23 protein-coding genes and 2 pseudogenes are annotated in these 22503 nt (G+C 53.6%); 13 read left to right on the forward strand and 12 right to left on the reverse strand.

Annotation, left to right across the window (positions count from 1 at the left end; translation table 11 throughout):
- Positions 1–69 precede the first annotated feature (69 nt).
- Complete coding sequence (locus tag HDF14_RS18535; RefSeq protein ID WP_183979569.1) at positions 70–249, forward strand: hypothetical protein; 180 nt, start codon at positions 70–72, stop codon at positions 247–249.
- A 1287-nt stretch (positions 250–1536) separates the two neighbouring features.
- Positions 1537–2451, forward strand: coding sequence for a helix-turn-helix domain-containing protein (locus HDF14_RS18540; RefSeq protein ID WP_183979571.1), 915 nt, complete (start codon positions 1537–1539; stop codon positions 2449–2451).
- Between the two features lie 363 nt (positions 2452–2814).
- Here HDF14_RS18540 and HDF14_RS18545 read toward each other — a convergent pair whose 3' ends face one another.
- Complete coding sequence (locus tag HDF14_RS18545) at positions 2815–4089, reverse strand: glycosyltransferase (protein ID WP_183979573.1); 1275 nt, start codon at positions 4087–4089, stop codon at positions 2815–2817.
- Positions 4090–5054: 965 nt separating this feature from the next.
- On the reverse strand, positions 5055–5426 hold the full coding sequence (locus HDF14_RS18550; protein WP_183979575.1) for a RidA family protein: 372 nt from the start codon (positions 5424–5426) through the stop codon (positions 5055–5057).
- A 377-nt stretch (positions 5427–5803) separates the two neighbouring features.
- Here HDF14_RS18550 and HDF14_RS18555 point away from each other — a divergent pair, with 377 nt between their 5' ends.
- Both HDF14_RS18555 and HDF14_RS18560 read left to right on the forward strand, forming a co-directional pair.
- Entirely contained in the window at positions 5804–6718 is a 915-nt protein-coding gene (locus HDF14_RS18555) for a helix-turn-helix domain-containing protein (protein ID WP_183979577.1), read from the forward strand.
- A gap of 257 nt (positions 6719–6975) precedes the next feature.
- Complete coding sequence (locus HDF14_RS18560) at positions 6976–7425, forward strand: nuclear transport factor 2 family protein (protein WP_183979579.1); 450 nt, start codon at positions 6976–6978, stop codon at positions 7423–7425.
- A gap of 169 nt (positions 7426–7594) precedes the next feature.
- Here HDF14_RS18560 and HDF14_RS27640 read toward each other — a convergent pair whose 3' ends face one another.
- Positions 7595–7774, reverse strand: a complete 180-nt coding sequence (locus HDF14_RS27640; RefSeq protein WP_183979581.1) for a recombinase family protein — start codon at positions 7772–7774, stop codon at positions 7595–7597.
- Between HDF14_RS27640 and HDF14_RS27850 the strand changes: the two are divergent.
- Positions 7761–7817, forward strand: a pseudogene (locus HDF14_RS27850) (hypothetical protein); the annotation flags it as partial. The gene HDF14_RS27640 and the pseudogene HDF14_RS27850 overlap by 14 nt on opposite strands.
- Positions 7818–7831: 14 nt before the next feature.
- Here HDF14_RS27850 and HDF14_RS27855 read toward each other — a convergent pair.
- Positions 7832–8089 (reverse strand): hypothetical protein, encoded by a 258-nt coding sequence (locus HDF14_RS27855; protein ID WP_423247787.1) that lies wholly within the window; start codon positions 8087–8089, stop codon positions 7832–7834.
- Between HDF14_RS27855 and HDF14_RS27860 the strand changes: the two genes are divergently transcribed.
- Both HDF14_RS27860 and HDF14_RS27645 read left to right on the forward strand, forming a co-directional pair.
- Positions 8066–8419 (forward strand): Tn3 family transposase, encoded by a 354-nt coding sequence (locus tag HDF14_RS27860; RefSeq protein WP_183979585.1) that lies wholly within the window; start codon positions 8066–8068, stop codon positions 8417–8419. The two genes, HDF14_RS27855 and HDF14_RS27860, sit on opposite strands and share 24 nt — an antisense overlap.
- Before the next feature lie 4 nt (positions 8420–8423).
- Positions 8424–8600: a recombinase family protein gene (locus HDF14_RS27645; RefSeq protein WP_406707239.1), complete on the forward strand. Its 177-nt coding sequence runs from the start codon at positions 8424–8426 to the stop codon at positions 8598–8600.
- Between the two features lie 11 nt (positions 8601–8611).
- Here the strand turns inward: HDF14_RS27645 and HDF14_RS18585 are convergent, their stop codons facing one another.
- The 3 genes from HDF14_RS18585 to HDF14_RS27650 all read right to left on the reverse strand — a co-directional run bounded on the left by HDF14_RS18585 (position 8612) and on the right by HDF14_RS27650 (position 11146).
- The gene (locus tag HDF14_RS18585; protein WP_183979589.1) at positions 8612–9265 is read right to left on the reverse strand and encodes a hypothetical protein; all 654 of its coding nucleotides are present in this window, start codon (positions 9263–9265) and stop codon (positions 8612–8614) included.
- Positions 9266–9401: 136 nt separating this feature from the next.
- Entirely contained in the window at positions 9402–10697 is a 1296-nt protein-coding gene (locus HDF14_RS18590; RefSeq protein ID WP_183979591.1) for a glycosyltransferase, read from the reverse strand.
- Between the two features lie 230 nt (positions 10698–10927).
- On the reverse strand, positions 10928–11146 hold the full coding sequence (locus HDF14_RS27650) for a DUF302 domain-containing protein (RefSeq protein ID WP_406707240.1): 219 nt from the start codon (positions 11144–11146) through the stop codon (positions 10928–10930).
- Between HDF14_RS27650 and HDF14_RS26780 the strand changes: the two genes are divergently transcribed.
- Positions 11066–11296, forward strand: coding sequence for a hypothetical protein (locus HDF14_RS26780; protein WP_260698379.1), 231 nt, complete (start codon positions 11066–11068; stop codon positions 11294–11296). The genes HDF14_RS27650 and HDF14_RS26780 overlap by 81 nt on opposite strands.
- 302 nt (positions 11297–11598) lie before the next feature.
- Here the strand turns inward: HDF14_RS26780 and HDF14_RS18600 are convergent, their stop codons facing one another.
- Both HDF14_RS18600 and HDF14_RS18605 read right to left on the reverse strand, forming a co-directional pair.
- Complete coding sequence (locus tag HDF14_RS18600; RefSeq protein WP_183979595.1) at positions 11599–12054, reverse strand: DUF4126 family protein; 456 nt, start codon at positions 12052–12054, stop codon at positions 11599–11601.
- Between the two features lie 254 nt (positions 12055–12308).
- The gene (locus HDF14_RS18605; protein ID WP_183979597.1) at positions 12309–13049 is read right to left on the reverse strand and encodes an SDR family oxidoreductase; all 741 of its coding nucleotides are present in this window, start codon (positions 13047–13049) and stop codon (positions 12309–12311) included.
- A gap of 643 nt (positions 13050–13692) precedes the next feature.
- On the opposite strand from HDF14_RS18605, the gene HDF14_RS18610 reads away from it, so the two are divergent.
- Both HDF14_RS18610 and HDF14_RS18615 read left to right on the forward strand, forming a co-directional pair.
- Positions 13693–14010, forward strand: a complete 318-nt coding sequence (locus HDF14_RS18610; RefSeq protein WP_183979599.1) for a hypothetical protein — start codon at positions 13693–13695, stop codon at positions 14008–14010.
- A gap of 558 nt (positions 14011–14568) precedes the next feature.
- Complete coding sequence (locus HDF14_RS18615) at positions 14569–16080, forward strand: S10 family peptidase (RefSeq protein WP_260698380.1); 1512 nt, start codon at positions 14569–14571, stop codon at positions 16078–16080.
- Here the strand turns inward: HDF14_RS18615 and HDF14_RS18620 are convergent.
- On the reverse strand, positions 16074–16346 hold the full coding sequence (locus HDF14_RS18620; protein WP_260698381.1) for a hypothetical protein: 273 nt from the start codon (positions 16344–16346) through the stop codon (positions 16074–16076). The genes HDF14_RS18615 and HDF14_RS18620 overlap by 7 nt on opposite strands.
- Between HDF14_RS18620 and HDF14_RS18625 the strand changes: the two genes are divergently transcribed.
- The 3 genes and pseudogenes from HDF14_RS18625 to HDF14_RS18635 all read left to right on the forward strand — a co-directional run bounded on the left by HDF14_RS18625 (position 16330) and on the right by HDF14_RS18635 (position 17721).
- The gene (locus HDF14_RS18625) at positions 16330–16692 is read left to right on the forward strand and encodes a carboxypeptidase-like regulatory domain-containing protein (RefSeq protein ID WP_183979603.1); all 363 of its coding nucleotides are present in this window, start codon (positions 16330–16332) and stop codon (positions 16690–16692) included. The genes HDF14_RS18620 and HDF14_RS18625 overlap by 17 nt on opposite strands.
- Before the next feature lie 740 nt (positions 16693–17432).
- Positions 17433–17570 (forward strand): annotated as a pseudogene (locus HDF14_RS18630) (peptide-methionine (S)-S-oxide reductase); the annotation flags it as partial.
- Positions 17571–17580: 10 nt separating this feature from the next.
- Positions 17581–17721, forward strand: a complete 141-nt coding sequence (locus HDF14_RS18635) for an arabinofuranosidase catalytic domain-containing protein (protein WP_313899627.1) — start codon at positions 17581–17583, stop codon at positions 17719–17721.
- Between the two features lie 59 nt (positions 17722–17780).
- Here the strand turns inward: HDF14_RS18635 and HDF14_RS18640 are convergent, their stop codons facing one another.
- The gene (locus HDF14_RS18640; protein WP_260698382.1) at positions 17781–20351 is read right to left on the reverse strand and encodes a hypothetical protein; all 2571 of its coding nucleotides are present in this window, start codon (positions 20349–20351) and stop codon (positions 17781–17783) included.
- Positions 20352–20439: 88 nt separating this feature from the next.
- Complete coding sequence (locus HDF14_RS18645; RefSeq protein ID WP_183979604.1) at positions 20440–22497, reverse strand: beta-L-arabinofuranosidase domain-containing protein; 2058 nt, start codon at positions 22495–22497, stop codon at positions 20440–20442.
- Positions 22498–22503 lie beyond the last annotated feature (6 nt).

Raw genomic sequence — 22503 nt, forward strand, 5'->3', positions numbered from 1 at the left:
ATAAGAATGACCACAGAGGACGACATCGTTGAGCTCTTCAAACTTGATTAGGTTGATGATTTCCTAAATATGGGTAGAAAGACTGATATTCGCGTGGAGGAGATGACTGCGATCCGCCAAACCGGTGAGCGTTGGAACGTAGATCTCGTGGCCCTCCTTACGAAGCAACTGAGCAACCCGCTTCCAAATCCATCCGCCGCGCCATCCACCATGAACCAAACAAAATTAGACATGCACTTCCTTATCTAAGCCATCAGGCTGCGTACACTGCCGCCGCGATCGAAACGAATCTCAGCGACGACAAACAAGTCCTACAAAATATGACTCGGAAAACCAGAGCAATATTAAATGCTAGTGCAAAATAATTTGTCCAAAAATGCGCAATGTTCTTTTCCTTCTTAGTGGTAACGAAGGGCAAAGTCTCTCTCTTATTTGATGACTCCAGAGCGAAAGGAAGAAACAGAACCATTTCTTGTAGCCAATCTCACATTTCGCTCTTCTGTTTTATCTGAGGGTAGTTTAGGCCAAGGGGAAGCATCTAGGCGAAAACCTTCGCAAGTTGACCATTCATGCTGGATATTTAGGAGGGGGTCATCGCTACCGGCCGCAGAGAATCCACGAACAACCAAATCACGATTGCGATGGTGGCTTTGCGCTTGATGCGCGGGCGACAGCGACTGCCATGCCTTGCGGATGCGGCGCGTAACCACAGGATCCATAGTAAGTGGCGTCATATTAACTTAACCTCAAGATAGCGAATTGAGTACGGTTACCCATCAATGTCAACGAAAGACACGCGCTATTCATGAATTGACTTAGTGGGTTCCAGGAGCAAAATTTTTCACAAAGGCTTGTTTACCGTTGGTTGTTTCGTTGAATCATCGTTTAGGAAATCTGAATGTCACTGCATTCAAAAAACACGGACGCGAGGACAATATTCCAGGAGCGGCGACCGACCTGTCTTCGCAAGATCGCAGCGACCCGTCGGCGTACCTCCAGACTCTGTAAATGTTAAGGTTAAACTCGCGGGAGGCAACCTGAAGGAGCCCGGACGTTACTCGCCGTTCGCTCGAATGAAACTCATCTCTTGGGTTAGTAGAAGGAGCCCATGTGTTCCCCGCAGCCCAGATTTACAGCTTCATGTCTCAGCTGCGGCTGGTTGCTTGCGCGACAGCCATATACCATCGGCGACCATCTACTTGCGCAGTGTCTCACATGAGAGCTCAACACCATGTCGCTTGAGCAAGGCCTCGGCAGTAAGCGCTGGACCAAAGTCGTGGAAATGCTGCCAGACCAGCTCCACCACCATCTCGATACCTGCACAGCAGCGGCTGGATTCCAAAGTGGGGCAGCGACACTTTAGCTTTGCACGGCTATGACATCATCGCTTGCAGCTTTTCGGTGTGGAAGGCGTCATCACCGACAGGCGCAATTTACATCCGACATAATTCTAGCAATTTATAATAGAAACGTACTCTAGCTAAGGGTGAAGAGACGTTGACCCAGAGTCAAAAGAAAGGCTAGGATTCGGCATACATGGATAAGGCCACCAGAGTCCCCGTCTTCTGGGATATGTTCTCGAAAAAACTAAATCTCAAGGACATTCCATCGGCAAAGCTCAGCCTGTCCCCACTTTCCCCGTTGTTTGGAAGAGTCCAGGCCGACGAAGGTGTGCCGGAAATTTCACGTGGGTCTGGTGGTCCGAGTGACTACACGGTTACGCTGCAGCTAAGAGCGATACTATTTGCTGAGCAGTTCCTCGGCGCCAAAAAAGTGTCGAGCGGTTTTTACCCTGTTGGAGGCGTTAGTGTCCTCAACCTACAAGAGAGGCCCGCAGTTGCATTTCGAAATCCCTTCGACACATTAGTGCTGCATGTCACCCAGGCTGCTCTCAACGAAGTCGCCTATGAGCATCGCGTGCCACGAGCGGAGCCACTGGTTTGGCCCTTTGGACATTTTGATTCTGTCGTATACAACCTCGGACAAACTCTTCTCGCTTCGCTGGCGCAAACCAATTACGTTTCGAAGATCTTTGTGGACCACGTCTTACACGCTTTGAACAGTCATTTTGTCTACTCCTATGGCGGTGTAAGAGTGTCGTCTCCGCCCTCTCGGGGTGGACTCTCCGCCCAGCAGATGCGAAGAGCAACCGATTTTTTGGAAGACCATCTCGACGGCAACATTGGCCTTCAACAGGTTGCAGAAGTATGCGATCTATCAGTAAGCCACTTTGCTCGAGCCTTCAAACAAACCTTTCGCAGGCCACCTTATAAGTGGTTGATTGAGCGTCGCGTGGATAAGGCCAAACAACTTATGATGGACTCCCGTCTGTCTCTTGCAGACATAGCCATTCGATGCGGATTCGGAGATCAATCTGCACTCAACCGTTCGTTCAAACGAATTTGCGGCGTAGCTCCGGGGGTGTGGCGACGCACTACAACTCCTGGATGAATCGCCCCCACAGTTAAGGGGTCGTGACGTTTGAGCATCTTACGATTCGGGTAAAACTAGCCAGCGCGTTCGTAAGTAGAGAAAAAGCATTTAAATTGTTCGCATCTTTGTCGCGCTCTTGTCTTATCTCAAGATGACTGGGTTCCTAAATATTTAGCATGAATGGTCAACTTGCGACTGCTTTCGCCTAGATGCTTCTTCACGGCCGAAACTACCCTCAGACAGAACAGAATAGCGAAATGCGGATTGGCGTCAGAAATGGGTATTATTCGCACTTAGTGCGGTTTACACCGGCTCTCAGAGCAACCTCAAGCTGTGTGCGCATCTTCCGTTCGACGAGGAGAAGCCACATCTGGCGCTAAGCTACGCGTTGACATTGTGGGGGACGCATTGCTCTATGAGGCTGAGTAGTTCAGCTTCGACGTTATGGCTGGCGAATTCGATCGAGAGTTGCTTTGCGCGTTCACGGTATCCAGAGTGAGTAAAGATATCGTCGACGGCATGCCTAATAGCCTCAGGGCTTGCCTGATTGACGCGCAGATCAATCCCTGCTCCAGACCACTGAACGTGTGCGGAAACCTCCTCCTTATCTTCGGTAAGGCCCGCGGAGATGACCGGAATGCCGTGGGAGATCGCCATATTGACGGTCCCATAGCCCCCATTGGTGATAAGTAGGTCGGTCTCTGGCATGATCTGCGCGTAGGGCAGAAAGGATGCGATTCGGGCGTTTGAGGGGATAGCAACTGGAATGGACTCGACTGGCTGTCCGCCTGTAGTTACGATGATGTTCACGTCGTCCCTGCCACCGAGCTCGACGAGCGCCGGCGCGATAACCTGGCCGAAGTCACGGTTGGCGATGGTGCCCTGCGTCACCAGGACCAGGCGCTTCGTGGACTCGAGTTGCTGCCACCAACCGGGCAACTTGGGCTGGCCGGCTCGTGTGGGCAGCGCACCGATGTAACGCACCTTCGAGTTGCGCCTCGGATACTCGAAACTCTCGATGCCGGGGTGGAGGTAAAGGTCGGATAGTTGGGTCAGGGCTTCGAGGATGGGACATGAAAGCGCGGAACAACCGAGACGGGCCAGGGCAGCATTGACGGCATGTTGAGCGGGCTGAAGCATGAAGCGCTCACGAAGCAGCACCTCTTCCGTGCGTTGCCCCAGAGTCTCGTCAGGTCGCAGGGGTATGTTCTTCCCACTCCCGAGATCGACGACGGATACGCCGAGGTGTGCGATGGCGGGGCGCTTATCACGAGGTCCGACAAGCATAGGGAGCGTCCCCCAATACATGGAGTCAGCAAGGATGAGGTCTGCTTTGAAGTAGGAAAGCGCCATGTTGAGGCTAGCGGACTGGGCGGCAATGTTTCGCGCAAAGAAGTGGACGAGATCGTAACCGATCATCTCCATGCCAGGAGACTTCTTCATACGCTCGGGGTAAGTGTCAAAAAAATAGCCTAGAGACGTTTGAGCGTCGGTAATTTCCGGGAGGACGCGATGGCCGTCAGCCCAGACTTCGGTATGCAGGTCATCGCTCACCTGCACGGCGACCTCGTGGCCATATTTCAGGAACAACGAGGCTATGGACAGCAGTGGATTGAGGTGTCCGGGGACGGACGTAGAGGCTATAAGAATTTTCATAAAACCTTTCTGAGCTAGTGGGAGAAATCGGAGCAGGTTTTGGCAACGCAAAGTTAGCGATACGAGTCAGCTATCGACGTGACAAGGAAACAAACCAGCGACAGACCCATAGCCGAGTGGGAGGAAGAATTGCGAGTTGTTTACCAAAGAGCGATAGCAAAGGAAAACTACCAATCTCGTTCAGCGAAGCGCCACTCTGACATTTCGCTGTTTTGTTCTATCTGAGGGTAGTTTCGGCCGAGGGGAAGCATCTAGGTGAAAACCATTGCAGTTTGGCCATTCTTGCTGGACATTCAGGAACATCAAATAGAGACCTTGCTTTTAGAGCGGAGCCACTCACCGGGACTCGGTTCTGAGAGTTCCTCTAAACGATTTATTCAGTGCGGACTGATCCCAAACCGAACTAAACGCAATGTCGGGGAGAGGAAGATCCGAATGCAGGAGATATGCTTTTGCCATATGGCTAGACGTTCGACGACCAACGATAGGGGGCCGTCCAAGAGTCTTTTAGAACGGGGGCAAAATGACTGATAGGTAATTCACATTCGGTAGCCTCGGATTCATGAGAAAGTGTCGCCCTGTAGATTTACCTCCAGAACTCTGTAGGCCGACGAATCTGCCACGGAGCCAGATCCCCCCGCGGACAAGCTCCTCACATTCATCCCCCGACCGCTGTCCCGATAGCCAAGGTCCAAATCGAAGAGACTATCTCTGGCGACTAGGACTACGCGTCCGGCGAGACACGCACCGCGCTGAAACCCAAACTACCACCTACATAAAGGCCTTCAGCAATGGCGCATTATGTAGGCTCAGTGATGAACCAGGAACTCTCTGGGCACTCTTAGAGCGCAATGGAGGGATTCTTGTCGCCGCCACGCCAATCCGTGAAACCTCGACCGGAGCCGCAACCCTTTATCAAGCTCGCTGCGATAAGCTCACGCCGTCCACCCTCATAGGCGGCGTGATCAGTCTTTGACGGCTATTCCCTGGAGTTCGAATCGCGCTCCAAAAAGCAGCGTCCCCGAACCCAGAAACGCTCGCGGCGGCAACTGCCCTTTGAAGTAGCCTCGATAGACCGCGTTGAATCGCTCCCATAGCGACACGTCACTCGCAAACACCTGCAGCGACACTAGGTCGTCCAGCGACATCCCGGCTATGGCCAAAACCTGCTGCAGGTCCTGCATGACTAGGTGCGCCTCCTCTTCCATCGTCTCCGGCACCTTCGTCGTCCCCGCAAACAGCCCGATGCGCCCGGAGATATACAAGGTCCTTCCATCCACCAGCACTGCATCCGCAAAGGGCCGCGAAGGATCTGCACTAAAGTACTCACGACTCATACACCCTCACTTACATAAAAGAAATCTGCAATCGATGCCTGACTCTACAATAGGACCCCGTCAATGGCAAGCTGAAGCGCTTTGGGCTCTTCACCCGTTTCGGCGAGCAGACCTTCTTCGCAACCGTCGGTGAAGCGGTAACCAGCTACCTCTGGGCCTATCCCATTGAGTGGGTAGACTGGGAGGATCGCACGCCGTAGCGCTAGGCGTGTTGTTAATTCTTAAACTCTGCGATCTCCCGGGAGGCTTCCGTGCGGGCGACAGGCGCATTCTCACATCTGACATAATTCTGGCAATTTACAATACAAACGTACTCTAAATAGGGTGAGGAGACGTTAACCCAGAGTCAATTCAGGAAAGGCTAGGATTCGGCATACATGGATACGGCCACCAAAGTCCCCGGCTTCTGGAATTTGATCTCCGAAGGCATGTATCTCAATGACATTCCATCAGCAAAGCTCAGCCTGTCCCCACTTTCCCCGTTGTTTGGAAGAGTCCAGGCCGACGAAGGTCCGCCGGAAATTTCAGGTGGGTCGGGTGGTCCGAGGGATTACATGGTTACGCTGCAGCTTAACGCTATACCCTTTATCGAGCAGTTCCTCGGCCCCCAAAAAGTATCAAGCGGTTTTTACCCCGTTGGAGGCGTTAGTGTCCTCAACCTACAAGAGAGGCCCGCAGTTGCATTTCGAAATCCCTTCGACACATTAGTGCTGCATGTCACCCAGGCTGCGCTCAACGAAGTCGCCTATGAGCACCGTATGCCAAGAGCGGAGCCACTGGTTTGGCCATTTGGACATTTTGATCCTGTCGTATACAACCTCGGGCAAACTCTCGTCGCTTCGCTTGCGCAAACCAATTACGTTTCGAAGATCTTTGTGGGTCACGTCTTACACGCTTTGACCAGTCATCTTGTCTACTCCTATGGGGGTGTAAGAGTATCGTCTCCGCCCTCTCGGGGTGGACTCTCCGCCCAGCAGATGCGACGAGCAACCGATTTTTTGGAAGACAATCTCGACGGCAACATTGACCTTCAACAGGTTGCAGAAGTATGCGATCTATCAGTAAGCCACTTTGCTCGAGCCTTCAAACAAACCTTTCGCAGGCCACCTTATAAGTGGTTGATTGAGCGTCGCGTGGATAAGGCCAAACAACTTATGATGGACTCCCGTCTGCCGCTTGCAGACATAGCCATTCGGTGCGGATTCGGAGATCAATCTGCGCTCAACCGTTCGTTCAAACGAATTTGCGGCGTAGCTCCCGGGGTGTGGCGACGCACTACAACTCCTGGATGAATCGCCCCGACAGTTAAGGGGTCGTGACATTTGAGCATGTTAAGGATCGGTCACAACTAGCGAGCGCGCTAGTAGGCGCGGCAAAAACATCCAATTGTTCGCATCTTTGCGGCGCTCTTGTCTTATCTCAGAGTGGCTGGGTTCCTAAATCTCCAGCATGAATGGTCAACTCGCGAAGGCTTTCGCCTAGATGCTTCCCCCGGCCGAAACTACCCTCAGATAGAACAGAAAAGCAAATTCCTCACCGGAGATTTACTTTGAAGCTGAAACTTGCCCCCGCCACACTGGTATTCCTGTCTGCATATTCAGTCGTACAAGCGCAGGATCTAAACAAGGACACACTGGCCAACGAGACCAAAGTTTGGGATACGTTTGTCGGGACTCGGCCCAATATCGAAGCTTTTCGGCGGTTGGCTGCGCCGGGCTATCTCTGCATTGAAGCCACAGGCGTCCTTATGACCACCGAGGAGAACGTTGCCCAACTTCAAGGTATGACCTTCTCCTCTTACAAAATTCAGGACCCACAGGTCCGAAAGATCTCGTCAAAGTCGGCTTTAATCGTCGCCAGAGTTAAGTTTGAGGGCACGCTCGACAACCATCCGATGTCGGGCGAAGCGCTGACCTCCACGGTTTGGGTCAAGGAGGGCGGCAAGTGGCTGGCTCAACTTCACACCGAGACTTTCAAGAAAGCCGATATTCACCAATAGTCTGGTGGCCAAGGTAAGCTAGTCGGATGTCGGCAGCCTCTCATCTCGACAAGCTCCTCAGGCATTCTCTGCACTGGGGTGTATTGAGCGGTCATGAGTTCTCAAGGAGGCGGGCGGCGGCGAGAAGTTCCTCCCGCTTTGCCCGCTGCAGAGCGCCCGAGCCGATCTCCTAAATCTCGGTGGTAGTCTGCCAACCGCGGCGAAGAGCATACTCCCGCATCGTCTTGATCTGAAGCGGGAGTGTTTGCTGGTCATGACTGGAGACGCGAGCGTAGAGGGCTCTATCTTCATCGAGAACGTCGACTGGAACCTGAATAGAGACGCATCTCGCCGACATGTTGCGCGTCATTCTCTCCATCAAGGCCGGCCGCATCAGCGCCTCGACGATCCTTCGCCGGCTGGGAACCTACAGCCGCAAGAACCACCTCTGTAAGCCTTTTGCGAGCTTGGACGAGTCATCCGCACCGGCTTCCTGCTTCGGTACATCTCGGACGCGCAGTTGCGGTCGACCATCCAGGGTGCCACGAATGAGAGCGAAGCCCTCAACCACTTCCTCAAGTGGACTTTCTTCGGCGGCGAAGGCATCATCGCAGAGAACAATTGAGATGAGCAACGAAAGGCCATCAAATACAACCACTTGGTGGCGAACTGCCTGATCTTCCATAACCTGTGCTCACTGACCCGGCTTGTCCAAGACCTGGAACAACGGGGAGAAACCGTGCCTGAAGACGCCATCGCCGCGATCAGTCCCTACCTTCACCGAGCACATCAACCGCTTCGGCGATTACACCCTCAATCTCGCCCGAAAACCGCCCCAGTCAGACTACGGCTACACTCTCAGACGGGCCACCTCAGCCGCATAAGACCAAATGGCCCATTTTGTACCGAATCGTTGCCATCCCCCTACCCGGCTGGGCAATCCACGCTGGGTTGGATCCATCTCCCAAGCAGGGCAGATCAAAGACTCTACTCCTCCCGCGCCGCAGCTGATTGAGATGATGCGCCGCCATCGAGCCGTGGGCATGACCCTCCGAGCCATTGTCGCTCAGCTCAACGGGTTAGGGCTACGGACACCCAAAGGATCGCAGTGGTACGCCGGGACCGTTCGAAAGGCGATGATTACTTTGCGGAAGAGCAACACTCAGCACAGTAGCTCTTTTTGCAGAGCATTTTAACAAAATAACCGTCACCACGTATCACTGACCACCCACCAGCGCTTACCGTCGCACATCAGAATTGCCATAGAGTCGCCGTCCTCTTTCGCCTTGCCTCCTGGTGTAGTTGACGCGACTCCGTGGTAGTAAACAACAGCGAGTCCGCCGCCATGTTTCTCGGTTTTGGATATCTGTATTATTTTGGTGACCGTCTCGTACCACCCAGAAGTATCGTGGACATCCTGGACATCTTTGAGCAAGCTAACTAAGGGATGATTACCTATCATCACCGCGCCCTGTTTGTTCTTTGTAACGTCAGCGAGCAAGGCATTGGGTAGATACAAGGAGCGAAACCGGTCGCTGTTCCACGGACCTTTAGGGCCATTCACTGATTCGTGAAGTGCTCTCACAATGGCCTCGGGCGTAGCTACATCTTCCGGTCGCGCCCTGGGCACCATCGCCTCGAGTTGCTCATGCGTGTAGCTCCATTGCGCAAATACGGAGCCGGGCGGTGGCACGGCCACACCAAGCTCCGCCGCGCTCGCTGCAACGGAAAATACTGCAAGAACACCCATAAGGAAGGTGGCAAACCGGATCTGGCGATAGGCCAGAGCCCTCCGGTATAAACGCATAGTTTCGAACGGCCTTGGAATCGATTGTTGCATCAGCGTCAGTAACCTCTTCATTGGATATTGTCCTTGTTGATGAAAACCTTTGGCCCGCGGTTATTCCCCGGAGGTTTGCAATTGGTCCGAGCTGGCAGGTCGACAGGCAGTGTCCACTAACAAAGTCCGTGTGACTAGAACTTGTAGGCATTTGGCGTTAGAAGACACTCTGTGCTGACGGCTCCTGGTTGAGTGCGGTTTGCAACGCCCGCTCCACCACATCAGCCGCCAAGTCCAGTCCCTGGATCTCTGCAATCACCTTCTGGAAATAACGCGCTTTGTCGCGGTAATTGGGATTCGCCAGAACTTTCTGAATCAACTCCAGTAGATGATCTGCCGTCAGATTATCTACTCTCAGAAACTCGCCAACGCCATGATACGAAAGTCTGGCAGCAACACCCGGTTGATCATACGCAATGGGGACGGCAACCATGGGTACTCCCTGTGCCAGTGATTCAAGTGCTGTGTTCAATCCGGCGTGCGTGATGCAGACGGCTGCATGCTTTAGCAACTCAATCTGCGGAGCCTTGCGGACGACGATTGCGTTCGATGGAATCGGTCCCAGATCGTCGAGGTCGATGTTGTTGCCGACTGAAAGCACAAGCTGAACCTCTGGAAGCCTTTTCACTGCCTCCAGAATAGTCCTATAGATATGATCCAGGCCATTCACCAGGGTCCCAAGAGAGGCGTAGATCAGAGGCTTCCCATTCAACTTATCCCACGCAAAAGCAACCGGATCACGTCCTTCGTTATCGAGAAAAGGACCGGCGTAGTGAAACTGAGGGGGGCATGGGATGCCCGGGAAATCGAACTCTTTCGGTGTTTGCGTCACCACAGCCAAGGTGGAGACGGTGGCGCCGGAAACACTCCAATCGACTTGCAAACCGATCTTCTCGGCGTAAGCTATGGCAAGCGGCCTTACCGGCGCAAAGAGCTCACCCGCTGCTTTCACTCCTTCGATATTCCTGGCGAGCGCTTCCGATGTGGTCTCATGCGGCCAATCGAAAAAACAGGGCGGGGTCGCACCAGTGAAATCAACGTGAAGCACATTCCATATATGCACATAAGGCATACCCAGGTTCATTGGTACAAGTTCGATGAAGGTGTGAATGATGTCGATCACCATCGCTTCAACACCGTTCTCTACCAGTTTTTGCCGCAAGTGCTCCGCCGCCGCTGTGAAATGGGCCGTCGACGCCTCGCGGATCGTCCAGCGCGACACCTCCAGGCCACTCAGCTTTGAAATTGGACCGTAAAGCTTGTCGATCGAGCCTTCGGGATACTCCTTCTCCGCACAGGGGGCAAAATCAAGATCGGCCGCCCGAACGATCGGACCAATATCCGGAAAGCCAAGAAATATCACTTGGTGTCCGCGCGCCTTCAGTTTGCGTGCGAGCGCGATCATGGGGTTCAGGTGACCCATCAGGGGCAGACTTACAAAGCCAATTTTCATCGTTGTTTCTCTCTTCTCTCTTTACGGATCTGCGATAGTTGGCTGAAATAATGTTTCTCAGCCAAACATGTAAGAGACCCCCCAACATCCGCTTTATTCCACTGCAGAGATCTGGAGTTTGGCACGCTGCGAACATCCTCGGAATGATCCGCATTCCTTAGCGTACGGTTTTTGACTTTTGCATCTAAATAATTTGCGAGATCAGATCTGCGAGTTTTTGATCAAGTGCCTTAGCAGCTTCTAATAATGGAGGACTTTCCCCCAGAACCATGAGATGAAGGCAGGTCATATATGATCGTTGCCCCCCCTCCCGATTCGTTCTCATATAACAGTAGTTCGACGGGAGCGAAGAGTGCAGCCGTGATGTCATGACGGATCATCGTGTAAGCGATGATGGGGTTACCGAATACCCAGCGAAGGACCTTCCGATTGATACCGAAGGTTTGCAACCATTCACTGTGGTTAACCTCCAGGAAGAGCATGAATCCGCTATCGCCCGCGAATGCTTCGACTCGTTTTTCGAAATCTTCTCGCGGAGCACGACCAGCACCTTGCTGATTTACTTCGCTAACTGTCGTATGCCCTACGTGCTTGCGTAGGCTCAATAACACATCGTCAAAGGATCGCGCAGTCTGATATTGGACTCTCTGCCCACTGAAAGAGCGAAGCGTTGGTAATTTTCCCGACATGCTTACTCTCCTCACGGCATTGGGCGCCGAATGTTCTTTACCTTGTCATGCTCAGTAGCGAGAGACGAGCATACTGGGTGTTCCTTAGATCAATGGTCCCCACGGTAGGTGATTTATTTCCACATCGCCTGCAATGGAATTAAGGCGGCCCACCTTAGCAATAATCTTCAGTGGTGAAGCGGCAGGTCGAATCGGAGCCGGTGGAGCTTGCCTCAACGCAGCGCCAAGAAGAGTAGAGCGATGGCCAGAACGTCCTCGAGCAGTGCCGCCGGCAGATCGCGCCCGAATAGTCGCGCAGCAGCACCTCGAGCTTTGGAACCTGCCAAGGTTCCGAGTATGCTTCCAACGATTCCAAACAGAAGTCCCATAAGAAGATGCCCGTGCGAGACGCCTATTGCCGCGCCAGTAAGTGCACCCATCGAAATACGGGCACCGAACTGCGGAGGCACAAGCCGGCTGGGGGTTTTGGGCAGCTTGTCGGTGACGAGTTCAAAGATGCTGAGCAGACTGGTAATGAAAGGTGTTGCTCTAGAACCCAAAAATGCAAGCCATGTTCCTTGGAGGGGCAAGTTTCCGCTGCTGGCTGCCCAGCTAACAGCCGCCAGACCAACAAGAGCGCGCAGACCACACGCAACACCTACTACGAAGGCTGAGACTAAAAAAGACATATGGTGTTCTCCGTAGAAAGGCGACTCGAGACCGCCAGGTTAGAGGGCAAAGCCCAAATGTAGTTTCAGCTACCTATCAGGGGTAGCCGGGCACATCCGAACTCAGCTGCTTCCATTCATTCGAAGTGTTGTGAGATTTACGATCTTAGCGTGCTGATCAAGAGATGTACTTCCAGAGGAAGGCTAAGACAAGCGAGCTGTCGTGACTTGGCGCGATCATTCTCTTTCCGCCGGTTGCCTACACTTGAATGCACCTACCAGGGCAGTTCGTTTCCGAGGTGGATAAACTTTCCGCTCGGCCCGTCCTGACCGATGAGCGCAAGCTCGACGCTGGTCTTGGCCCCATCACCAATCTCCATCTGGGCTTGCTGCGTACCCAATTCGGTTTTTACCCATCCCGGATGAGCAGAGTTGACCTTAATGTTAGTGGACTGCAATTCTGCCGCTAGGTGAACGGTGAATTGATTCAGCGCCGTCTTCGATGCGTTATATGCGAAGGCTTTGAATGGCGTGATGGGGCTCCCAGGCATTGCCTGTAGCGTAAGCGAACCCACGATGCTGCCCAGATTTACGATTCGGCCTGCAGGGCTCTTCTTCAGCAGCGGCAGAAACTCGCGTGTAATTGCGACAACGGAAAAGAGGTTTGCGTTGAAGACCGACTGAAGCTCTTCTTGTGTTGTCTCGATTGTATGGGCATTCAACAATCCGCCTTCACCGCCTACGCCGGCGTTATTCACAAGAATATCGAGCTTTCCGAACTTCTCGGCCACAAAGGCGGCAGCTCTCTTCCGGTCTGCGTCTTTGGTGATGTCCACTACTACGGGATAAGCTTCGATGCTTTCCGCGAGAAGCTTATCGGCAGCCTCGTGCGCAGCATGCTGCGTTCTCCCACCGACGACGATCACAATACCCATCTTTCCTAGCTGACGGGCCGTTTCGAGACCAATTCCACGGGTTGCCCCTGTAATGAGCGCAACTTTCTCGTTATTAGACATTTTTTGCCCTCCTGAACGATTTAGACAAAAGCTAGCGCCTTCTTTCGAATTCGCCATCTACTCTATTTTGGAAGGAAGGGGAAGAAATGGTCTTGGAAAAAACCGACACAATTTGACGATTCCTACCATTTTTGAGTTCCCACAGCCATGTGAGCTGTTTGTCCGCCTGGATTGCTATGCGTTTAGAGTGTTGTGCGGGCCGATCGCGATGAGTAGACGATTGCAATAGTTGCATGCTGCGCGCGAGTAACTTGGTGGATCGCACGTTTGCGAAACCGCCCCGCATCAACCTCGCGTGCGCGTCGCGGAGGTGTCTGAAACGCAGTTTATCCGCACCTTCCGCGCGACGTCGACGGAAGCCGCCGCACCGCTACCTGAAGCGCCGCCGCGTCTAGCGTGTGATGTTTCTTCTGCACACCATCAACGCCGAAGCGTAACGGATATTTGGTTCGAAGCCTCGCCACGTAGAGTTTCCGTATAGCAACTCACCCACTCTCTCAGCCAATTAAAACATTGAAACAGGACCGAGATTCGTCTCCATATCCAAAGTTGGTGACTGTGCCTTGCTGCGAAGCATGCGGAAAGGCTCAGCCGCTTGACGATGAGTATTTCGTTCGCATGCTTTCCATGAAGAACCGTCCTCATGACACTGACTAATCACGAGACGCGCGGAACGCTGCGCTCTCTGAAGAATCCAAACAAACAACGATTTACTCAAGCACTCCTCCGCTCAGTGAATAATCTGGCCGTGCACTCTCCGACAGGAATCTACATTGGTCAGAGACTCGCCTACGACGTAGACCTCGACCGTCTATGCAGAGTTATCGAACGTTCGACCTTGGGCTTGCATTTGGAAGAGTTCAAAACAGGGATACCGGTCGGGCATCACTGCAAAGCCTACGCCCTCGATAGATTCGCAGAGGCACCGCCGGCACAGGCGCGGGATGTGAGAACCATTTAGGACGGAGCAACATCTGGGCAAAGACGGGATCTTGGAGTGAATGTCTTCACCTACTGGGTTCCGTCAGCTGGAAGGACCGGAACGAGCAACTCTGTGGGCGGCGCGTCGTCTTGCGGCCCTTGTCTCGTCACCACTGTTGATCTCCAGCAGGAGTCACCAGCATTTGATGGTTTTCGCCTAGATGCCTGCCCTTATCCAAACCTACATTCAGACAGGCGGGACAGTGAATCCAGATTAACTGGAAACATAGGCTTATGTACATGATTTTGTTTTGGAAACGATGCAGCTTGCCTACACTTGCGGCAATAGCGCTTGTCACAGTTCTTGGAATTAACTCGAAGGTGTTCGCATCCTCTAGCAATGGACAAAACGGTGAGTCAAGCAATTACACCCGAGAGAATATTGCCGCAGTGCCCTGCAACGTCCTCGTAACAAGGAACGACCGCGTCAGACCTGCAGGTGAGGTGTTATCCCTCTGAATTATGAACTCCGATCTTAAGAAAACGAGGCGTGGCTTTGAATTTTTTAGTGAAATGCGTATTTGCTAGTTGCATGTCGATGGGATTAACTTTATCGGGTCCGGCTTTTTGCCAGGCGACTAAGGCTCCGGGTGAGGTGAAGGAAGAATCGGATCAAGGCATCTCGATTCCGAAGGAAGCGACTGCGGTTACCCAGCATGAGGCGAGTATCGGCGGCCGAGGCATCCATTACACGGCGACCGTTGGTGACTTGCTGATCTCGAAGGAAGAGCACGACCAGAACTACAAGCCCTATCACAGCGTTTTCTACGTTGCCTACACCGAAGACGGAGAGGACGCGAAGAACCGCCCAGTTACCTTTCTTTATAACGGCGGCCCGGGCACGGCGAGCATCTGGCTGGAGATGGGATCGGTCGGACCGGTGCGCGTAATTTCTCAAAGCCCCGAACCAACCAACAATCCCCCCTTCAAGGTAGTTCCAAACGAGTACAGCCTGTTGGATAAGTCGGACCTGGTGTTTATCGATGCGCCGGGCACCGGCTACTCCCGCCCGGTGGGCAAAGGAACAATAAAAGACGTGGCAGGCGTGGACGAAGACCTTACCGCCTTCACGAAGTTCATCGTTCGGTATATTACGGTGAATCAGCGCTGGAATTCGCCGAAATTTCTCTTTGGGGAATCTTACGGAACAACTCGGTCGGCTGGCCTGTCGGCGACGCTCAGCAATGCAGGAGTACAGCTAAATGGAATTGTGCTGCTGTCTTCGCTACTGAATTTCAACACAGGATCGGCCGGTCTTGATAATTCCTACATCACTGACCTTCCAAGCTTCGCGGCGACCGCCTACTACCATAACAAGGTTGCGAACAAGCCGGCAGACGTGATGACCTTCATCGAGCAGGCGCGAGAGTTCGCGCAGGGGGCGTACACTAAGGCGCTCTATCAAGGCAATGCTTTGAGTGCGGCGGATCTGGATAGAACCGCTATACAAATGAGCGCCTTCACCGGACTGAGTGTTCAGTATCTAAAGGAAGCAAATCTGCGCGTGAGCGCGGCACGCTTCAGGAAAGAACTGCTGCGTGACCAGGGCAAAATTCTGGGTCGCTACGATGCGCGTTTCGAGGCCCCAGATCAGAATGATGCGGGAGAGTACCCAGGATTCGATCCGTCGAGCACTGGGGTAACGGGCGCGTATGTCGCATCCTTCCACGATTATCTACAGCGTGAGTTGAAATACACGAGCGACGAAACCTACAACACAAGGGGTCCGGGCTTGTACGAGAACTGGGATTGGAAACACCGCGGGACGGACGACGATTGGCCGCAGGCGTGGCCTTATGTGGCGGGGGATCTGGGTGACACAATTCGCAAAAACCCTCACCTGATGGTGTTCTCAGCCAATGGCATCTATGACTTGGCGACACCCTTCAGCTCGACTGAATGGGAGCTTTCTCATATGGGCACGAATGGCAAGCTACTGCAAAACGTGCGTTATGGTTACTATCCGGCCGGCCATATGGTGTACCTGAATGTAGAGGCGCTGAAGGAGTTCCGGCAGGACCTTGCGCACTTCTACAACGACGCTCAATAGACCGATTGTTGATGCCGGATGGTAGGCATTGCGGTTGTACTCCCACACATCTCCGAAAACCTGTTTTGTCCAGACTTGGTGACGGCATTGATGACGGCACCTCCGGAGCGCCCATACTCCGCAGAGTAGTTTGCTGTCTCAACCTTGAACTCGGAGAGGCCATCTGGAGGCGGCTTGAGCGTGAATGAGTTTCCGTTTCCAAAATCGGCCGTCATGTTGTTGTTCGTAATGCCGTCGAGCAGGTAGTTATTGAAGACAGTGTTCATCCCGTTCGCAGTAAAAGAGCCGCTCTGCACGGCGCTTAAGATCGGTACCTATACGATCAAGGTACAGGCAGCGGGATTTCAATCTACGGAAAGAACGCATCTCTCAATCTCGATCCAGCAGGAGTTTAAGTTGGATCTGTCTCTAGGAGTCACAGGCGATGTAAACACAGTCTCCGTCACCACTGGGCAAGAATCGCTCCAGACCCAGGAGGCCTCCGTTGGACAGACGATCAGCGAGCGCGAAATGAATAACCTGCCGCTGAACGGACGCAACTACACATTGCTTACGCAGTTGGCGCCTGGAACCACAACCACCACCTATGATAGCGGTCATGGGGAGCTATAACCGCAACCAGTTCGGCGGAAGTCTGGGAGGTCCTGTCAACATCCCTCACCTGTACGAGAGGCAGGGATAGAACGTTCTTCTTTGTAGATTATGAAGGCACCAGGATTCGGCAGGGACAGGCATAAAGTGGAGGAGGGAGAACGTTGTCCTGGCGCCTGGCGCGGAGCAGAACTGTGGCGCAAGATTCAGCGAGCGTTACGGCCCCCTAAGTAATCTATGAGGCTTTGCGACCCTTGACTGCTTTTGAAGGAGTTGCGTTGAGCCGCTGCCGCCTCACGAAGAGCGTGTGTACCGTCATTGCTCCCGATGCGAGGACAACGCTGATCTCAACGAGTAACCGAGAGAGTTCCCTCCATCGGCACGGCGCAGGAAAGCTTTAACAGCTTATCTAGCGCATCGGTTTTTTGATCTTTCAGAATGACGTGCTGCCGCGCCAACATCTGCTGCCACTCCCCTAGAAGCGGAAGTATGTGGACCTCGTGGCGTTGCACGAACAGCACGTTCACTTTGCGAGACGTGGGACAACAGGCTACGTTTGCACAGGATTCGCTGAAGCCTTCGCGGACAATTGCATTCTCGGAAAGCTCTGAAGGAATCTCCAGTCCTCCGCAAAGACGCCAGTGGTTTGCGCTATTGCATTAACTCGGCGTCGTTGCGCTTCATTCCTCTCGATGAGCTGGAGAGCGCGGGGTATGGTAAATATCTCGAACTATTTGAAAAGCAGAAATAGGAGTAACGACATGGATGGATCAAACGAACGCGCAGTCCTTGCTGGAGGCTGTTTTTGGGGGATGCAGGATCTGATACGCAGCTTTCCCGGCGTAATGAAGACACGAGTCGGATACATCGGCGGCAAAGTCGCAACAGGAAGGTGCCATCATCCTCGGCATCGGCGGCGATAACAGCAATTGGGCCAAGGGTTATTTCTTTGAGGGCGTGATGACCAAAGGGATGCCCACCAAACAGGCGATGGAAGCGATTCAGAGCAATATCGTGGGGGCACGGTACGCCGGGCAACTGCAGCCTTAGCAACGAGGACCGCACAGGAACTCTCATACTGCCGGTACTCCCGGATCATCGCGCCTCGCTCAAGTCACATTGATAACAACCTTAGAATTGATCGCAAAGCTGGACGCCGGCAAGAGGATGGCACTTCCTTCTATGCTGCCCATGGATGTGGTGTGAAGCTCCTTCGCACTAGGGGAATGAATGTGGACGACGATGTCCCCGCTGAAACCGGGCGACACTTCAACCGTCACTCTCCAACCACCGCCTGATTCGGCCTCGGTCATCCAAGTGATCAAGCCGAATTTGGTAGGGCAATTCGCAACAGAGATTCTTTGTCCCTTCGCGAACCAGTGCCGCGGCGCTGCTTTTTGCAGATGACAACGGATCACATCCGTCTCCTCATAGCAAAGCAACCAGCGCAAACCAACAGTCGGCTGCAAGGTGCTGTTGACAACCGCGGACCACCCATACCGACTGCCCTCTCCCGCATAACTTCCCGGTATCCAGGCATCTTCTGGAGCGTAGAAGTTTCCGGAGTCGCCTGCATAGCAGACGAGCGCATACAGGTTCAGCAGAAATGGACGGTAGTCTTCCTGGCGGATCTTTACCGACAAGCTTCCGTGATCCATAAAATTTGAGGTCCGTGCTACGGCTCCGTCAGTGTGCAAGCCGACGATCTGCATACCCGCAAGTTCTCGATGCCTGAGATGGCCAATATCGAGAGCAGGGTCGCCCCAATCAGCAAGAAACCAATCCTGCATGAATCGATGATTTTCGTAGCTAGACAGCTCAGTCGGCCGATGATCGATATCATCCGGCGTGAACGGCGTAATGCCTGCTGCGCGCATGTCCGCAGCTCGAAGAGTCAGAGTAGCCTCAAGCGAGCGCTGAATATTTCCGCGCATCTCGCTAGCTATCGCCTCGTACCGTTCGGATGCAGCGCGAAGTGTATCTGACTTCTTTGCCTCAGCAGCCAGCCTAAGACAGCGGGCATGCTCCTTCAAGCCGCGCCAAACGCAGACTGAATTTTGATAGTAGAAAGGGTGCGAAGCAGGAAAATCATTATTGGGATCACCCAGATCAGCCTCTGGAGAACCATAGATCAGGCCATACCGCCTGTCTGTCGAAGCAAAATGCCTCTTCGAGTCCTCGTATCGCTTGAGGACAAACCCGATCATACGTTCGAGGATTGGCAGACGCAGTTCAAGGCTCTGAAGATTCCGTTTGTAATCGAACGACCGCGCTGAGTTCGCAAGAAAGATTCCGATATTCAGGGGTCCCTCGACCTGATCTTGTGTGTTGTAGAGAAAGTCCCCGTTTGGCAAAACGTACTTCTCAAGGTAGTTTTGGAAATAACTGTCGGCGTCGTCAGTCAAGCCCCACAACTGCAGAGCCCATATGAATTCGTAGTGAGCAACAGGGAAGAGAGCATGACTACGCTCCGGAATCTTCGTGTAACCGCCTTCCCCTATCTGATAAGTTGGCTCGAGGCCGCGATAGCTGCAACGCGAAAGCGTAATGCCAGCGCGAGCGGCATTCAATAACCACTCGTCCGGAATCTCGATCGGCATCGTGCTTTCGTAAAGAGAAGACCATCGATTCCAAATCCCAGCCAGCGCTACGTAAAAGGATTGCGGAGAGCAATTCCAATAACGATCAAGGTAGCTCCGTCCGTCGGTACCCTTTAGAAGTTCGCGTCTGCCGGCGTGTCGGGTGACCTCTATCTCAGGGATCATGGATCGAACGCGGCCCATAGGCTTAGCATCGACACCGGCCGGCAAAAGCACCATCGTCTCATAGCCACAACCGTGATCCGAATTCCACACGCCGATATCCGCTACGGGTAGGTAGCCACCTAGCAGCGTGCGCTTGCTCCAGCCAGCCTTGTACTTATAGAGCTGGGGACCGTCGCCGGCTAACAGTTCGGCCGGATCAAAGTACGCTCCCAGTTCGTCGGGCGCCCAAACCTCATCTGCAGAAGCCGACTGGGCAGGCCTCCGCGAGCTGCCATCGGGCTCCAAATAAAGCGAGGCCTTTGGCCCACCCTGCTCGTTTGCAACGAGAGTCCATCCGATGTACTCAGCTCCCAGAGCTGCGACGTTCTCATAACACGGGTCTTCGGTAGATTGAAGCAAATAAAGCCCCGCCGCGTCAGGTCCCGGAATGTACTGCGCTGTCCGCTCAAGCTTGACCCCGTCGGGCGTATTAGTGGGCCTCGGTCTTATCTTCGAGAGATCGCCTATCTGCTTCGGGATACAAGCAATCGTGCCGCGCTCCGCCGTTACATATGCAATCGCCCCTCGATGCGTCACGTGTTTTTCGAAGACGGCCGTCTCCACACCGTTCATGTCGACAATCGTAATCAGCATCCAGCCATCGAGAGCGTCGCCAGGCTTCAGGTGTCCCGTATGGCCACCCGCCTTAGCAGTTACGTCCTCGTTCGCAATCGCGCTGACCGTGGGAGCATTTTTCAAAGCCTCTCTTTCCCCCGGCAGCAGGAGCGAAAACTCATTTGGGATACGTCCGGGCGCATATGTGCCGGGCGTCAGCGGCTTTCCTTCAAATCCGAATGCAAAACCGGCCTCAAAGGCTGAAGCAGCTCCTGCACTGGCCAAGAGCTTTAGAAAGTCTCGGCGTTCCAGCATCGTCATACGCGCTCCGAATCCAGGAAATCAAAACGCGATAAGCAATTCATCAACACCGGTCGCGTATCGCTTCACTCACTCTTGTAGTTGTCGCTCAAGTCTTGCGTTCTCCGTTTACCTGCGGAAACGACGTGATTCGCAGCTTCGCCGCAGCATAAGGAACCAAAGTAATCGTCTCCGTCGATGCTGCACTGGCTACAGGACTTTGCGGGACAACGTCAGCAACGCCATCAACCGCGTGCCAGCTGTCCAACTTGCGCGCTTTCACCTCAATCTTAATCGGTGCCCCTATAAGGCTGAAGGAGCCACCCTGTATCGGAGTCTCCTTCACTGATAGCGAATCCGCCTCTAGTGCTGTAGTTTCGAGCGCATAGTTCCACTGTGTCGCCGGATAGACCTGCCAATCTGCCGTCAAACCGCGATCCCGCAGCTTCAGCCAGCTCTCTCCGATCGGATACGAAAACAAAATAGGACCTCTCTCCAGCGAAACGGATTCCCTGAAGCCAGTAATGACTCGAGGCTTCATGGGAAGTCGCAGCTCAACAATATCCCCGGCCTTCCAGGTCCGCTCTATTCGCGCAAAGGCGCCGATTGCAGGCGATGGCTGAGGCTTCCCATTGATTAAGATGACCGCGTTCTCCGCCCACGCAGGAATTCGAAGTCTCAAAGGGAAGGGAACTGGCTCCTTAGGATTGACGGTAATGCGCACGACCTCTCGAAACGGATACTCGGTCACCTCTGAAAGATGCACATCCGTCCGTCCCACAGTCGTATTTACTTCGCATGGCGAATAACAAGCAGCGACCAAACCATCGTCGTCAGACGCCATCCACACACTTGCCGCGAACTTGGGCCACCCCTGATGAAAGTTCGCAGCGCAGCAACCGAAATGAGGCTCAAGGCCATAGAGATTCGATTCAGGACCGTCCGTCGTCCAGGGCTTATGGTGCAAACTACACTCAACCTGGTTCGGCTCCTGGTTATATTGATGTGCCCACATGTCATCGGTAAACGTTCCGGGAAGCGCATTGAACGCTATCAGTTCAAGCCGGTCGCCGAGTGGCGCATCCCCAAGGATGGCAAGAGACTGCTCAAGCGAAAACATCGTCTCCACAACTGTGCAGAGTTCGGTTCCTTGCGATGGATTTCGTCCAGCAAAGTGTTCGTCGCACGAGAACATGCCATTCGGCAGCCCATGATAGGTATCAAGCGCATTCAGAAGCTGGTGAACAGCGCGCCGGTCTTCTTCTTTTCCGGAGACCACAGACCATACCGGCGAGGCTTTCACCGCCTGCCCGTTATTTACACCGTGTGTGGCAAGAGACAAATCGCTGTGACCTTGGTTTTCATCCAGCCTAATAAATTCACGAGTTATCGGCTGCGTGTACTTGAAGTCTGCAAAGTTCGCCTGCCAGTCGAATCCCTGTTTGTGCAGCAGCTCCGCAAGCTCTAACAGCTTTGGATCGCCCGTGCGGTTATACAGCCAGATCACGATCAGCACATTGTCCTGCCAGCGGAACTTTCCCCAATCCACCAGCGGGCGTGTTGGAAGTGTGCTGAGCTGATACGCAAAGTAGCGCGAAAGCGCAGGAATCACGCGGGGATCACCCGTCGCCTCCTGGTATTGAGCCAAGGCCTTCAGCATCACCATCCGAGGCCACCAGTCGTCGTTAGAGCGCGGACCGATCATCCCGTTCGGTCGTTGGTTCGTAAGCGTCCAGTCGACGAACTTTTTTGCCTTGGCTTTCAGTCCAGCATCGTCAAGCAAATATGCGAGGGGAATCAGCCCATCGAGGAAATACGGACCACGCTCCCATGACTCTCCGCTACCCCCCAGCCACCCGCTATTGCTGCCGACGTCAGCCCAGGTTTCGTCGAGGTGCCCGCCCAAACCAGTCGCCTGAATCTTCAGCTGATCCAGGAGCCAGCCTGCAGGCTTCACTGCACCCAAAGGCAGAACGTAGAAAGCATTCGGTGTCAGCGGAGCCCGATTCTTAAGAAGCCGGGACGAAGGCTCTTCTCCGACCGAATTCAACTTCCCCATCAAAGCGGACGCAACGCCTCCAGTAAGTGGAAGCGACCCGACCAGCGCTGCTCCTGTCTGCTTTAAAAATAGCCTCCGGCTTGAAGAGTTGCGGTAAACCCGTTTCATCTCAAA

Origin of the sequence: Tunturiibacter gelidiferens (genome assembly GCF_014201335.1) — a bacterium.
Taxonomy (GTDB): Bacteria; Acidobacteriota; Terriglobia; order Terriglobales; family Acidobacteriaceae; genus Edaphobacter; species Edaphobacter lichenicola_E.

Excerpts from the sequence above, each read along its gene's own strand:
- HDF14_RS27855 (WP_423247787.1), bottom strand. The coding sequence starts at position 8,089 with ATGGAAGATCAGGCAGTTCGCCACCAAGTGGTTGTATTTGATGGCCTT.
- HDF14_RS18535 (WP_183979569.1), top strand. The coding sequence starts at position 70 with ATGGGTAGAAAGACTGATATTCGCGTGGAGGAGATGACTGCGATCCGC.
- HDF14_RS18615 (WP_260698380.1), top strand. The coding sequence starts at position 14,569 with ATGGGATTAACTTTATCGGGTCCGGCTTTTTGCCAGGCGACTAAGGCT.
- HDF14_RS18540 (WP_183979571.1), top strand. The coding sequence starts at position 1,537 with ATGGATAAGGCCACCAGAGTCCCCGTCTTCTGGGATATGTTCTCGAAA.
- HDF14_RS27640 (WP_183979581.1), bottom strand. The coding sequence starts at position 7,774 with ATGACGCGCAACATGTCGGCGAGATGCGTCTCTATTCAGGTTCCAGTC.
- HDF14_RS18545 (WP_183979573.1), bottom strand. The coding sequence starts at position 4,089 with ATGAAAATTCTTATAGCCTCTACGTCCGTCCCCGGACACCTCAATCCA.
- HDF14_RS18555 (WP_183979577.1), top strand. The coding sequence starts at position 5,804 with ATGGATACGGCCACCAAAGTCCCCGGCTTCTGGAATTTGATCTCCGAA.
- HDF14_RS18605 (WP_183979597.1), bottom strand. The coding sequence starts at position 13,049 with ATGTCTAATAACGAGAAAGTTGCGCTCATTACAGGGGCAACCCGTGGA.
- HDF14_RS18610 (WP_183979599.1), top strand. The coding sequence starts at position 13,693 with ATGACACTGACTAATCACGAGACGCGCGGAACGCTGCGCTCTCTGAAG.
- HDF14_RS18590 (WP_183979591.1), bottom strand. The coding sequence starts at position 10,697 with ATGAAAATTGGCTTTGTAAGTCTGCCCCTGATGGGTCACCTGAACCCC.
- HDF14_RS26780 (WP_260698379.1), top strand. The coding sequence starts at position 11,066 with ATGACGGATCATCGTGTAAGCGATGATGGGGTTACCGAATACCCAGCG.
- HDF14_RS27645 (WP_406707239.1), top strand. The coding sequence starts at position 8,424 with ATGCGCCGCCATCGAGCCGTGGGCATGACCCTCCGAGCCATTGTCGCT.
- HDF14_RS18550 (WP_183979575.1), bottom strand. The coding sequence starts at position 5,426 with ATGAGTCGTGAGTACTTTAGTGCAGATCCTTCGCGGCCCTTTGCGGAT.
- HDF14_RS18585 (WP_183979589.1), bottom strand. The coding sequence starts at position 9,265 with ATGAAGAGGTTACTGACGCTGATGCAACAATCGATTCCAAGGCCGTTC.
- HDF14_RS18640 (WP_260698382.1), bottom strand. The coding sequence starts at position 20,351 with ATGACGATGCTGGAACGCCGAGACTTTCTAAAGCTCTTGGCCAGTGCA.
- HDF14_RS18620 (WP_260698381.1), bottom strand. The coding sequence starts at position 16,346 with ATGAACACTGTCTTCAATAACTACCTGCTCGACGGCATTACGAACAAC.
- HDF14_RS18645 (WP_183979604.1), bottom strand. The coding sequence starts at position 22,497 with ATGAAACGGGTTTACCGCAACTCTTCAAGCCGGAGGCTATTTTTAAAG.
- HDF14_RS18600 (WP_183979595.1), bottom strand. The coding sequence starts at position 12,054 with ATGTCTTTTTTAGTCTCAGCCTTCGTAGTAGGTGTTGCGTGTGGTCTG.